Annotated in this window: 12 protein-coding genes; 8 read left to right on the plus strand and 4 right to left on the minus strand. The window is 63.4% G+C overall.

The window, feature by feature from the left end:
* Nucleotides 1–46: 46 nt before the first annotated feature.
* The 4 genes from QQ992_RS21930 to QQ992_RS21945 are packed head-to-tail and all read left to right on the plus strand — an operon-like array spanning nucleotide 47 to nucleotide 3,728.
* A complete protein-coding gene (locus tag QQ992_RS21930; protein WP_286111014.1) occupies nucleotides 47–574 on the plus strand; it encodes a TRAP transporter small permease in 528 nt (175 codons plus the stop codon).
* Nucleotides 575–1,855, plus strand: coding sequence for a TRAP transporter large permease (locus tag QQ992_RS21935; RefSeq protein WP_016712039.1), 1,281 nt, complete (start codon nucleotides 575–577; stop codon nucleotides 1,853–1,855). It begins immediately after the preceding gene.
* 55 nt (nucleotides 1,856–1,910) lie between these two features.
* A complete protein-coding gene (locus QQ992_RS21940) occupies nucleotides 1,911–2,834 on the plus strand; it encodes an EamA family transporter (protein ID WP_286111015.1) in 924 nt (307 codons plus the stop codon).
* A 24-nt stretch (nucleotides 2,835–2,858) separates the two neighbouring features.
* Nucleotides 2,859–3,728: an aldose 1-epimerase gene (locus QQ992_RS21945; protein WP_286111016.1), complete on the plus strand. Its 870-nt coding sequence runs from the start codon at nucleotides 2,859–2,861 to the stop codon at nucleotides 3,726–3,728.
* Nucleotides 3,729–3,877: 149 nt separating this feature from the next.
* Here QQ992_RS21945 and QQ992_RS21950 read toward each other — a convergent pair whose 3' ends face one another.
* From QQ992_RS21950 to QQ992_RS21965, 4 genes are all read right to left on the minus strand, one after another.
* Nucleotides 3,878–5,173: an MFS transporter gene (locus tag QQ992_RS21950; RefSeq protein ID WP_286111017.1), complete on the minus strand. Its 1,296-nt coding sequence runs from the start codon at nucleotides 5,171–5,173 to the stop codon at nucleotides 3,878–3,880.
* A 157-nt stretch (nucleotides 5,174–5,330) separates the two neighbouring features.
* Complete coding sequence (locus tag QQ992_RS21955; protein ID WP_286111018.1) at nucleotides 5,331–6,227, minus strand: LysR family transcriptional regulator; 897 nt, start codon at nucleotides 6,225–6,227, stop codon at nucleotides 5,331–5,333.
* A gap of 85 nt (nucleotides 6,228–6,312) precedes the next feature.
* Nucleotides 6,313–8,349 (minus strand): pyridoxamine 5'-phosphate oxidase family protein, encoded by a 2,037-nt coding sequence (locus QQ992_RS21960; RefSeq protein WP_286111019.1) that lies wholly within the window; start codon nucleotides 8,347–8,349, stop codon nucleotides 6,313–6,315.
* A 27-nt stretch (nucleotides 8,350–8,376) separates the two neighbouring features.
* Nucleotides 8,377–9,006, minus strand: a complete 630-nt coding sequence (locus QQ992_RS21965; RefSeq protein ID WP_286111020.1) for a glutathione S-transferase family protein — start codon at nucleotides 9,004–9,006, stop codon at nucleotides 8,377–8,379.
* 34 nt (nucleotides 9,007–9,040) lie between these two features.
* Between QQ992_RS21965 and QQ992_RS21970 the strand changes: the two genes are divergently transcribed.
* The 4 genes from QQ992_RS21970 (at nucleotide 9,041) to QQ992_RS21985 (ending at nucleotide 13,132) form a co-directional block, all read left to right on the plus strand.
* On the plus strand, nucleotides 9,041–9,175 hold the full coding sequence (locus tag QQ992_RS21970) for a hypothetical protein (RefSeq protein WP_286111021.1): 135 nt from the start codon (nucleotides 9,041–9,043) through the stop codon (nucleotides 9,173–9,175).
* 1 nt (nucleotide 9,176) lies between these two features.
* Nucleotides 9,177–9,722, plus strand: a complete 546-nt coding sequence (locus tag QQ992_RS21975) for a sigma-70 family RNA polymerase sigma factor (protein ID WP_286111022.1) — start codon at nucleotides 9,177–9,179, stop codon at nucleotides 9,720–9,722.
* Nucleotides 9,719–10,660 carry a FecR domain-containing protein gene (locus tag QQ992_RS21980; RefSeq protein WP_286111023.1) on the plus strand — a complete coding sequence of 314 codons (942 nt, stop codon included), beginning with the start codon at nucleotides 9,719–9,721 and terminating at the stop codon, nucleotides 10,658–10,660. Before QQ992_RS21975 ends, QQ992_RS21980 begins: the two co-directional genes overlap by 4 nt.
* Nucleotides 10,661–10,798: 138 nt before the next feature.
* Nucleotides 10,799–13,132: a TonB-dependent siderophore receptor gene (locus tag QQ992_RS21985; RefSeq protein WP_286111024.1), complete on the plus strand. Its 2,334-nt coding sequence runs from the start codon at nucleotides 10,799–10,801 to the stop codon at nucleotides 13,130–13,132.
* Nucleotides 13,133–13,165 lie beyond the last annotated feature (33 nt).

Consider the following 13,165-nt stretch of genomic DNA (forward strand, 5'->3'; position numbering starts at 1 on the left):
ACCTCGGCAGTGCGGCGCCCGCCGCCCTGCCGCTTTGGTGATGCCCATGAAAAACCTTGTTCTGCGTGCGAACGACACGCTGTACCGCAGCTGCATCTGGGTCGCCGGCCTGTCGATCCTGGCGATGTCGCTGATCATTCCCTGGGGCATTTTTGCCCGCTACGTGCTCGGTACTGGCGCCAGCTGGCCGGAGCCGGTGGCCATCCTGCTGATGGTGGTGTTCACCTTCGTCGGTGCCGCCGCCAGCTACCGCGCCGGGGCGCACATGGCGGTGGCGATGATTACCGATCGCCTGCCACCGCTGCAGCGTCAGCTGGTCGCGCTGCTGGTGCAGGTGCTGATGATTCTGGTGTGTGTATTCATGACCTACTACGGCACCAAGCTGTGCATCACCACCTGGAACCAGTTTCTGGCGTCGCTGCCGGGTGTACGGGTGGGTATGACTTATGCGCCGATCCCGGTGGGCGGCGTGCTGACCCTGGTCTTCGTGCTGGAAAAACTGCTGCTCGGCGACCAGAGCCAGCGCAAGGTGGTGCGTTTCGACCACGTAGAAGAAAGCGAAGGAGTGGCGTAAATGGATGCGTTCATTCTGTTGGGCAGTTTCGTTGCGCTCATCCTGCTGGGCATGCCGGTGGCCTATGCACTGGGCCTGTCGGCGTTGATCGGTGCGTGGTGGATCGACATCCCGCTGCAGGCGATGATGATCCAGGTGGCCAGTGGGGTTAACAAGTTCTCGCTGCTGGCCATTCCGTTCTTCGTGCTGGCCGGCGCGATCATGGCCGAAGGTGGCATGTCACGGCGGCTGGTGGCCTTCGCCGGGGTGCTGGTGGGCTTCGTGCGCGGCGGGTTGTCACTGGTCAACATCATGGCTTCGACCTTCTTCGGGGCGATTTCGGGCTCGTCGGTGGCCGACACGGCCTCGGTGGGCTCGGTGCTGATCCCGGAGATGGAGCGCAAGGGCTACCCGCGCGAGTTCTCCACCGCCGTGACCGTCAGTGGCTCGGTACAGGCGCTGCTGACCCCGCCCAGCCACAACTCGGTGCTGTACTCGCTGGCCGCTGGCGGCTCGGTGTCGATCGCCTCGCTGTTCATGGCCGGCGTGATGCCGGGGCTGCTGCTTAGCGCGGTCATGATGGGCCTGTGCCTGCTGTTCGCGAAAAAGCGCAACTACCCCAAGGGCGAAGTGATCCCGCTGCGCCAGGCGCTGAAAATTGCCGGTGAGGCGCTGTGGGGCCTGATGGCCATGGTGATCATCCTGGGCGGCATCCTGTCGGGCGTGTTCACCGCGACCGAATCGGCAGCCGTGGCGGTGGTGTGGTCGTTCTTCGTGACCATGTTCATCTACCGCGACTACAAGTGGCGCGACCTGCCCAAGCTGATGCACCGCACGGTTCGCACTATCTCCATCGTGATGATCCTGATCGGCTTTGCCGCCAGCTTCGGCTACGTGATGACGCTGATGCAGATCCCGTCGAAGATCACCACGGCGTTCCTGACCCTGTCGGACAACCGCTACGTGATCCTGATGTGCATCAACTTCATGTTGCTGCTGCTGGGCACGGTGATGGACATGGCGCCGCTGATCCTGATCCTCACCCCGATCCTGCTGCCGGTCATCACCGGTATCGGCGTGGACCCGGTGCACTTCGGCATGATCATGCTGGTGAACTTAGGGATAGGCTTGATCACCCCGCCGGTGGGGGCGGTGCTGTTCGTGGGCTCGGCCATCGGCAAGGTGAGCATCGAGTCGACGGTGAAAGCGCTGCTGCCGTTCTACCTGGCGCTGTTCCTGGTGCTGATGGCGGTGACCTACATTCCGGCCATTTCCCTGTGGCTGCCTAGCGTGGTGCTTTAACTGAAAACGGGGCCGCCTTGCGGCCCCGGGTTCTCTCTGCAAATGGACCCTGCACATGGCTGTTCCCTCCTCTGCTGCCCCCCTGTTCCCGCGCAAGCTGGCAATTGCCCTGCTTGCTCTCCTGGCGTGTTCATTCGCCGGCAACCACATCGCCGCACGCATCGCCTTCGATGACGGCACCGGCGTGCTGCTGGCGATTCTCTGTCGCTCAGGCATCACCTTGCTGGTACTTGCCTGCCTGTTGCTGTGGCAACGCCAGGCGATAGGCCTGCCTGCGGGCACCCGTCACTGGCAGTTGCTGCTAGGCCTGCTGATCGCCACCCAGAGCCTGTGCCTTTACTCGGCAGTGGCGCGCATCCCGGTGGCCCTGGCGCTGCTGGTGGGTAACACCTTCCCGATGTTGCTGGCATTGCTTACCTGGGCGCTGGGTGGCGCGCGACCTAGCGGCCGCACGGTGCTGTTCATGGGCCTGATTCTGTGCGGTCTGGTACTGGCGCTGGATGTGCCGGCTCGCCTGGCCGACAGTGGCGCAGCCAACCCGCACTGGGCGCTGGGCGTCAGCCTGGCCTTTGGTGCCGCCTGTGCGTTTGCCTGCGCCTTGTGGATCACCGACCACAAACTGGCTGCCGTACGCGGGCCGGTGCGCAGCCTGCTGACCTTGCTGATCGTGTTTTCCAGCATGCTGGTTGCAGGCGCAAGCGGCGTGATGCCGTCGGGCTTGTCACTGCCCAGCAGCAGCGGTGGCTGGGTCGCCTTGGGCAGCCTGGTGGTGCTGTACGGCCTGGCCTTCACCTTGCTGTTTGTGTGTGTGCCAAGGCTGAACATGGCGCAGAACGCGCCGGTGATGAATGTCGAACCCATCGCGACACTGCTGCTGGGCTGGGCGTTGCTCGATCAGCACCTGAGTACCCCGCAACTGATCGGCGCCGCCGTGGTGGTGTGCGGCATCGTGCTGCTGACCTACCGTCGGGCCCGTTGATTGTTCATTTGAAAGGAGCCTTGAATGGCTGTGACCGAGCTGCACCTGCAAGACAACCTGACCCGCCTGAGCCTGGCCCCGGAACTGGGCGCCAGCCTGGTCAACTGGGAAGTGAAGGCAACCGGGCAGCCATTGCTACGCCATTCCGACGCGGCCGCACTGGCCAGCGGTACCCCACGACGGCTGGCCTGTTACCCGCTGGCGCCGTGGTCCAACCGCATTTCCGAGGGTGGCTTTTCCCGGCCCGAAGGCTGGCAGGCACTGGCGCCCAATACCACGCACGACGCTTACCCGATTCATGGCAGCGCCTGGCAACAACCCTGGCAGGTGGAGCACCACAGCGAGCGGCGCGCACGCCTGACGCTGCGCAGTGACGTGCCATTTGCCTACCAGGCCACGCTGGATGTGCATTTGCACGAGGGGTGCCTGAACCTGGACCTGCATGTCACGCACCTGGATGAGCAGGCTAACTGGTATGGGTTGGGGTTGCATCCCTATTTCCCGCGGTATCCCGATACCAAGCTGCATGCAGCGGCACGCAAGGTGTGGCTGGCCGAAGATGGGCGGTTGCCGTCGTATGAGGCCGAGATACCAGAGCGTTGGCGTTTTGAAACCCTGCGAGGATTGCCTGACACAGTCGTGGATCACGCGTTCAATGGCTGGCCGGGGGAATGCGTGATCGAACAGCCCGGTGCCGGGTATCGCTTGGCGTGCAGTGCCAGTGGGGCTGAGCATTTCTTGCTGTTTTGTCCGCAAGGACAAGGCTTTTTCTGCTTTGAGCCGGTTACCCACCCGGTCAATGCCCATCACCTGCCGGGGCGGCCAGGGCTGAGGTTGTTGCAGCGTGGGGAAGCGGTGAGCCTGGGCTTCAGGATGCAGTATCAGCCGTTGTAATCGTGTCGCCTGGAATTGGGGCTGCTGCGCAGCCCATCGCGACACAAGGCCGCTCCTACAGTTGATCGCGTTCGGTCTGGGTTGCGCAGTCCCTGTAGGAGCGGCCTTGTGTCGCGATGGGGCGCAGAGCGGCCCCAAAATCTCAAACCCTACGCAACTACCTCAACTGGTGTCGCCATCGGCTTTTCAGCCGAAGTACCCCGCACCTCCCGTGCCACCTTCCACACCAACACCGCCGCCACAATATCGAAAGCGGCCAGCACCACGAACAACGGGCTGTACCCAATCTGCGTGACCAGCACGCCGAACACCAGGGTAAACGCCGCCGCCCCCAGGTATCCGCACATGCCGCCCATACCGGTCGCCGTGGCCACCTGGTCCTTGCTGAACGAGTCGGAAGTGATCGAGTACAGCGCCCCCGACAGCGTCTGGTGGGCAAACCCGCCAATGCACAGCAACAGGATCGCCGTGTACGGGCTTTCCACCAGGCCGATGCAGGCTGGGCCGATCATGCAGCTGGCACCGAACACCAGCACCATCTTGCGCGAGGTGAACAGCGATACCTTGAAGTAGCGGTGGAACAGCGGGCTGAGGTAACCGCCCAACACACAGCCGATGTCGGCAGCCAGGAACGGCAGCCAGGCGAACATCGCCACTTCCTTGATGTTCATGTGCCGTTCGGTCATCAGGTACAACGGAATCCAGGCATTGAAGGTTTGCCAGGCAGGCTCCGACAGGATCCGCGCCGACGCGATGGCGTAGAAGTTACGGGCCTTGAAGATACGCTTCCACGCGCCCTTCTCGCGGGTGTCCTGCTTGAAGTGCGCTTCCTGCCCGGCCAGGATGTAGTCGCGCTCCTCGTCACTCAGGCGTTTCTGGTCGCGCGGGTGCTTGTACAGCAGCATCCACAACAGGGTCCAGACAATGCCCGAAACGCCAACGATCACGAACGCCAGCTGCCAGCCACTGTGCAGGATCGCCCACACCACCAGCGGCGGCGCCAGCAAGGCGCCGAGCGACGAGCCGATGTTGAACCAGCCAATCGCCACCGATCGCTCCTTGGCCGGGAACCACTCGGTGGTGGCCTTGACCCCGGCCGGCAGGCCGGCGGCTTCGGTCATGCCCAGCAACCCACGCATGAACGCCATGCTCTGCCAGCCGGTGGCCAGGGCCGCGCCGGCGCAAGCCAGCGACCAGGCCATGGCGAACACGGCAAAGCCCAGCTTGGTGCCGATGAAGTCGATGAACCAGCCGGCAATGGGCTGCATGAGGGCGTAGCACACCTGCCAGGCAGCGACGATCTTGGCGTATTGCTCGGTACTGATGGCGAGGTCGGTCATCAAGGTGGGGGCAGCCACCGAGAGGGTGTTGCGGGCGAGGTAGTTGACGACGAGCCCAGCCGTGACAAGGCTGACCATCCACCAACGGATGCCTTTCATCTTCATGGTTCACCTGAATTTCTTGTTTTTAGAGTGGCGAGCGTTTGGCGCAAACGCCGGCAGGGCTATTTGCGACAAATTGTTTCAGGTGGAAGAGTGCCACGTCATAGGTCGTCGTACAACAAATATTATTTCAAGCTGTTTTAACCCTTGTTGTACGATCTCAATCGAGTTGTTGGGCTCGCAGTGCCTGCGCCAGCATGTCGATGAAGGCCCTGACTTTGGCCGAGCCATACTTGCTCTCCCGGTGCAGCACATGAATTGGCCAAGGCGCCTCTTCGTACTCGGCCAGAATCACCTGCAGTTGCCCGTCGGCCAGTTCATCGGCCACCTGGTACGACAACAACCGGGCAATACCCAGCCCGCCACTGGCAGCCGCGATTGCCCCATCGTTGCTGGTGACCGTCAGCCTCGGCTTCATGCGTACCATGGTCGGCTCTTCTGTCACACCAAAGCGCCAGCCGGCACGGGGCGACAGGTTGGTGGTGCCGATTACCGCATGCCCGGCCAGGTCCGAGGGATGTTTCGGCACGCCATGTCGCGCCAGGTAATCGGGGGATGCGCACAACATTCGCCGCACTTTGCCGACCCGCAACGCCTTCAACCCCGAGTCCGGCAACGGGCCGATGCGCACCGCAACGTCCATGCCCTCCTCGACCATGTTCACCACGCGGTCCAGGAAGTAGGCAGACACATCGACCTCAGGGTACTGCTGCAGGTAGCGGACGATGCACGGCATGACGAACTTCTTGCCGAACAGGATCGGCGCGGTAACCGCCAGGTCGCCCTTGGGGGTGGCGTTGATGCCCGCTGCGGCGGCGTTGGCCTCGTTGATGCTGGCGAGGATATGCCGGGTGTCTTCCAGGTAGCGGCCTCCCGCTTCGGTCAGGCGTACGCTGCGGGTAGTGCGCAGCAGCAGTTTTACCCCAAGCTGGTCTTCCAGGGCGCTGACGGCGCGGGTGACGGCGGCCGGGGAAATATCCAGGCGGCGGGCAGCAGCGGCGAAGCTTTCCAGCTCACCTACGGCGACGAACACCTTCATCAGGTGGATCTGGTCCATGCGGGCTCCTGAGGACATGAGGTGCCGGGATTATTATTCATCTGGGCATTTTGTGCTGCCCGCGAAGAGCGCCGGGACTGGTTTGTCAGATGTCCAGCACCAATGCCTGTAACCCCTCCTCCACCTGCGCCGGCACCGCACAACAGATCAACACCGACCCCGCCTCCGGCAGCTCTGCCGGTGGATTCGGATAATGGACCTGGCCACTCACAAGTTTGGTCTTACAGGTACCGCACGAGCCACCCCGGCAACTGAACTCCGGCGCCAGCCCGCGCGCCTCGGCCAGCTCCAGCAAGGTACCGCTACCGGGTGCCCAGCGCGCTTCCTTGGCTGACGCCGCGAAGTACACCGGTACTGGCTCGCTGGCGGCGGGGGGCTGTTGCAAGGTGGGCTGGTCGGCGTCCGTGTGCCGCCGCAACGTCGACGGCCCAAAGGCTTCTGCGTGAATCCGCGCATCCGGCACATGCACACCGCGCAACCCTTCATACAAGTCCTGGGTAAAACTGCCCGGTCCGCACAGGTAGAAATCGTAGTCGTCCAGCGCCAGCGTCGCCTTGACCTGCTCGATGCCCAGACGCCCGGCAAACTCGTAATCTCGCCCAAGCAGCGCATGGCCTTCCGGCTGGCTCAGGGCGCGATGGATGTGCAGCAAGCCTCCCGCCTGTTGCCGCAAGCTCGCCAGCTCCTGCCTGAACGGCAGGTCGGCCAGGCTACGCGCGCCATGGAACAAATGGATATGCCGCGTCTGGGCCTTGCTCAACTGCTCGCGCAGCATGGCCAGTAATGGCGTGATACCCACCCCCGCGCCAATCAGTACCAGCGGCCGCGTGCTCTGCACGTCCAGCGTGAAGCTGCCCATGGGTGGACGCACGTTAAGCACATCGCCGGGCGCGATGCGCTCATGCAAATGCCGGGAAACCGGGCCCTGGGCTTTGACGCTGATGCGCAAATAGCCGTCTGAAGGTGCGCTGGACAAGCTGTAGGTGCGTATCAGCGGCGCTTCACCGTCGCGCTGTACCTGCACCGGAACATGTTGCCCAGGTGCAAACACCACAGCGCTATCGCTGGGCGGCTGAAGGTAGAACGAACGGATATCGCGGCTTTCCTGCTCCACCCGCAGCACGCGCCAGGCTTGCCATTGGCGCTGTTGCTGACGTTGCTGCAAACGCGCCTCGGCCTCGGCCCAGATGCCGGTCATCAGGCTGGTCGGTGCGTACTCCTTGAAGGCCCAGCGCAGGGAAACCGCAGCCGGCCGCCACACCACCTGCTCGACCTCCAGCGTCCACAGCCGCTCTGCACCTTCGAAAGCCTGGATGGCCGGGCTTTCCAGCAGCACCTCGGCACGCCCGCACACCTGCAGTACGTTGCCGTTGCTGAAGTCGATGAACAGCAAACCTGCCCTCGGGTTAACCAACAAGTTGCCCAAGGTGTTGAAGTGCAGGTTACCGGCGTAGTCGGGAATGGTCAGCGTGTTGCCTTCGACCTTGACGAACCCTGGCCGACCGCCTCGGTGGGAAACATCCACCGAGCGCTGGCCGCCTTCATGCTCGACATAGCTGGCGACGAAGAATGTGTCAGCAGACTGGATCATGCTGACGGTCGTGGCATCCAGTGTTGTCGCATCGACGCGCCCCTGGGCCGGTTCGGTGACGCGGGTGTAGTCGCGCAGCTGGATGTACTGCGGGCAGTTGCCGAACGACTGGTCCACCGTCACCTGCAATTGCCCCGCAGCAGCCTGGCGGATATGCCCGTTAAGGCGGTTGCGCCGGCGGGTGTGCAGTTCGATGCCCAGCAGGCCGATTGCCTGCCCGGCGACCAGCCCCGGGGTGGCGGGGTCATCTGCCGGTAACCTGGTGTCAATCGTCAACTGGCGTGGGTCGGGCGAGCTGACGAAACCTTCCGGCCCTTCCAGCAGCGTCGCCCAGGGCCGCCCCTGAGCGTCAACGCTGGCCGCCACCATGAACGGCAACTGGTGATAGAACGTGCGGTGCTGGTCGGGCATGTAGTCACGAATGACCTTTTGCCCGAACGCCTCCATGCGCTCTGCTACACCGACCTTTTCCTGCAGGGTTTTCTCGCCCGCATGCCAGGGCGAGGGGCGTTGGTCCGGCGTCTGTTGCATGGCGGCGTTCCTCCCGAGGGCGGGGTGTCAGGCGCTGGTCTGCAGCCCGATCACGGTACGTGGCATGGGCACGAAGCCCGGCAGTGACTCGATCCGTGCCAGCCAGCTGCGCACGTTGGCATAGGGCTCCAGCGACACATTGCCCTCTGGTGCGTGAGCGATGTACGAGTAGTTGGCGATGTCGGCGATAGTGGCTGTGTTGCCAGCCAGGAAGGGCGACTTGGCCAGCTCGGCATCGATCACCTTGAGCAGGGTGTGGGCGCGAGTGATCACTTCGTCGGTGTTGAACGCAGCACCGAACACGGTCACCAGGCGGGCGGCGGCGGGGCCGAAGGCCAGCGGGCCTGCAGCGACCGACAGCCAGCGTTGAACGCGCGCTGCAGCGACTGGCTCTTCAGGCAGCCAGGTGCCGTTGTCATATTTTTTGGCGAGGTAAACGAGGATGGCATTGGAATCGGCGATCACCGTGCCGTTGTCATCGATGACCGGTACCTGGCCGAACGGGTTGAGGGCCAGGAAGTCCGGCTGCTTGTGCGCCCCCTTGGCCAGGTCGACGAACACCAGCTCGGTGGGCAGGTTGAGCAGAGACAGCATCAGTTCAATGCGATGGGCGTGGCCAGACTTGGGGAAGTTGTAAAGCTTGATCGGGTTCGACATGGGCTTGGCTCTTGGTCAGCACCGGAGTGGGCTGATGGAGCACATGCTGCACCTGATCGGCACAGAGCAGAATCCGTGTGATGAGGAAACCATAATTTCGCTGCGCGAAATAATTCGCCAGATCGGTCGTGCCAAACTCCAATTGCCGCGCCAGCGCGACCCCGCATAGAATGATGCAACTAATTCTCAATAACGAAATCAGCCTGCCCATGCCCTCGGATCGCGCCCCCATCCAGCAGCTCTACCGCAGCCATCACACCTGGCTGCAAAGCTGGCTGTACCGCCGGGTGAATGACCGCTGCGATGCAGCAGACCTGAGCCAGGACACGTTCGTGAAACTGCTCACCCACGCACCACCCGCCGAGCTGCGCGAACCGCGTGCCTACCTGGCAACCATCGCCCGGCGCCTGCTACTCAACCTTTATCGTCGCCGCTCGTTGGAGCAGGCCTACCTGGAAGCACTGGCGAACATGCCAGAGGACCAGGCCCCCAGTGCCGAATACCAAGCGGCCTTGCTCGAGGCCTTGAATGCCGTGGATCGGGTGTTGGCGCGCCTGCCGGGCAAGGCACGACGTGCATTCCTGATGTCGCAGGTGGAAGGCTTCAGCCAAGAGCAGATTGCCCGGGAGATGGGGGTGACCGTGCGCTCGGTGCAACGTTGGCTGGTACGGGCCTTTGAGGAATGCATCGTACTGGCGTCGGGGGAATGGGCATGACGGCACAACCAGTATCACGGCGTATAGCCCAGGAAGCGGCGCGCTGGTTTCTGTGCCTGCAAGGTGGCGCCAGCGATCAGCAGCAGCAGGCCTGCGCAGCCTGGCGCGCGGCCAGTGCCGATCACGAAAGGGCCTGGCAATTGGCGACACGTTTCAGTGCCCAGGTGCAGTCAATACCGCCCACGCTGGCCCGCTCGACGTTGCAGCGGCCGGCAGCATTGGGCCGCCGTGCGGCGGTGAAGGCGCTGACATCGCTGGTGGTACTGGGCTCGCTTGGGGTGACGCTGTCACGCACGGGGGCAGTGGATACCTGGCTGGCGGATGCCAGTACCGGTGTCGGTGAGCAGCGCGAGTTGACCCTCGACGATGGCACCGAGTTACGCCTGAACACCGATACAGCCGTGGACATCCGCTACAGCGCGAGTGCGCGCCTGTTGGTGCTGCGCCGCGGTGAATTGCATGTGCGTACCGGCAAGGACCCAAGGCCGATGCTGGTGCGCTCAACGTGGGGCATGTTCCAGCCGCTGGGCACGCGTTTTGCCGTGCGCCAGTTCACCGGGCATGACGAACTCAAAGTATTGGAGGGGACGGTCGCAGCAACGCCGAATACGGGTGCGACCTTGCGCATCATGGCCGGGGAGCAGGCACTGGTCAGCGATACCCAGGTAACGCGTTTGACCACGGTGCCGGCCAGGGTGGATTGGATCGATGGCGTGTTGCGGGTGGAGCGCATGCCGCTGGCACAGTTCCTGATAGAGCTGGGGCGTTATCGCCATGGATGGGTGCGGTGTGCACCCGAGGTTGCCCGGTTGGAGATTTCCGGGGTTTATCAGCTGGCGGACAGCGATGCTGCGCTGCGGGCGTTGGCCATGGCGTTTCCGCTGAAGGTGAAGTACGTGTCGCGTTACTGGGTGACGGTGCTACCGGCCGAGGGATGAGTCCCTGCGGCTGGACTCATCACAGGTGAACCCGCGAAGAGGCCAGCAAAACCAGCACATGAAAATGACCGTGTCGTGTTTTACCCGCCTCAGGTGTCCTCTTCCTGAAAACCACACTTCAGCCCATCAGGAAGCCCCATGCGTCTGCGCCTCACCCTGCTCGCCAGCTTCATCGCCTCGCCCCTCGCCTGGGCCGAGGACGACCGTCACTACGCGATCCCCGCCGGCCCCCTGGGCCAGGCTCTGGCCGAATTCGCCGCCCAGGCCGGCGTTACCCTGCCCCTGGACCCAGCCATGCTCGGCGACCTGCAAAGCCCAGGCCTGCAAGGCGACGTAGGCACCGCTCAAGGGTTTAACCTGTTGCTGCGCGGCACCCACCTGGAGGCCGTACCGCAGAGCGGCAACACCTACACCCTGCGCACCAGGCCCACCTCCTCGGCCTTGCAACTGGAGTCGACCAACATCAACGGCCTGCACGATCTGCGTCACTCGGCCATCGGTGCGCAGCAAGGCTACAAGGCCTCAAGCAGCACAGTGGGCACAAAGACCGACGCCGCACTGCGAGACATCCCCCAATCGATCCAGGTGGTACCGCGCCAGGTGCTGGAAGACCAGCAGGCCAACAGCATGGCCGACGCCCTGAGCAACGTCAGCAGCATCCAGCGCGGCAACACCCACGGTGGCAGTGTCGAGAGCTTTATCGTGCGTGGTTTTCAGGGCACCACCTATGCCATCGACGGGGTGCTGACCAACTCGCTGACCGTACGCCCGGAAATCCTCACCGACCTGGCCGGCGTGGAGCGAATCGAAGTGCTCAAAGGCCCGGCCTCGGTGCTGTATGGTCGCGGTAACCCGGGCGGGCTGATCAACGTGGTGACACGCAAGCCGACGCTGGTGCCGGAAGCCCAGGTCAAGCTGCAAGCCGGCTCCTACGACTATCAGCGCGGCCAGGCCTGGCTCAGTGGCCCCCTGTCGGCCGAACACAACCTGGCCGGCAGCCTGGCCATGGCCTACCAGACCGAGGGCAGTTTTCGTGACCTGTACCGCGACAGCCACCGCCGCCACTTTGCCCCGTCGCTGTCGTGGACACCGGGTGAGCACACCCGGGTAGACATGGGCCTGGAATACACCGAGACCGATGCCCAGTACGACCGCGGGCTGCAAGTGATCGGCGACCGGGTCGACTCACGGCACAAGGTGTTTCTCGAAGAACCTTGGTCACATAGCAACAGCGACAAGACTGCCGCCTGGTTCAAGCTGGAGCACGACCTGAACGATTGGCTGACCCTGCGCCAGGTCACCCGCTGGGACAAGTCGAACAAGACCATGCTCAACATCTCCCAGCGCACTTTGGAGAAGGACGGCTTTACCCTGACCCGACGTGCCACCGACTTCGACGAAACACAGCGCTCGCTCAGCGCCCAGTTCGAGGCCATCGCACGCTTCGCCACTGCCGGGCTGGCGCATCAGTTGCTGGCGGGGGTGGAGTCGGTAACGGGCAGGCGCAGCGTGACCATGCTACGGGCCGATGTTGCCCCGTTGAATATCTGGAACCCCGTGCATGGTGCGCAGCCAGGGCGGTTCCGCTTTGGTGAGGACTCGCGCTTCGACCAGGAGACTTACGGTGTGTATGTCCAGGACCAGATAGAGCTGGGTGAGCAATGGAAGCTGCTGCTGGGCGTGCGCCACGACCAGGTAAAGCAGCGTAACCGCAACTACACCGAAGCAGGCGACTACGCCGATATCGACATCGAGCCCTCCGACACATCGCCCCGTGCTGGCCTGGTTTACCAGCCTACCGATCGGCTGGCGCTGTACGTCAGTTACAGCACCTCGTTCGCCCCACAGAACCGCCTGACCCGCGACCGCAGCGTGCTCGACCCGGAAACTGGTGTCCAATACGAGGTGGGCGCCAAGTACGACATCATCCCCGAACGCCTGGCTGCCACACTGTCGGCGTTCGAGATCCGCCGCAAGAATCTGGCGGCCAATGACCCGTTGGACAGCAACTATTCGATCCAGACGGGCGAGCAGCGGGTGCGTGGTGTGGAGCTGGATGTGAGTGGTGAGATTCGCGACGGCTGGAACGTGATCGGCAACATAGCCGTGCTCGATGCCAAGCTGGTCGAGGATACGCGTTACGAGGAAGGCAACCGGTTGGAGGGTGTGCCTGTGGTCAGTGGCTCGCTGTGGTCAACCTACCAATTGCAGGATGGCCCGCTGCAAGGGCTGGGTTTTGGTGCGGGCGTGTTCTTTGCCGGCAAGCGCTATGGCGACCTGGCCAACAGTTACAGTGCCGGTGGTTACGGGCGGCTGGACTTGAGTGTGTTCCACGATTTCGACGAGCACCTGCGGGTGTCGCTGAACGCGCGCAATGTGCTGGACAAGGATTACATCGAGACCATTTCCAGTGCGGGGAATTATGCGGGTGAGCCGGCATCGTTGGTGGCAACGGTGAGCCTGGGGTTCTGAGCCGACTGTGTGCTGGATCTGCTGGCCTCTTCG

The sequence above is a fragment of the Pseudomonas kurunegalensis genome, assembly GCF_030291635.1.
Taxonomy (GTDB): domain Bacteria; phylum Pseudomonadota; class Gammaproteobacteria; order Pseudomonadales; family Pseudomonadaceae; genus Aquipseudomonas; species Aquipseudomonas monteilii.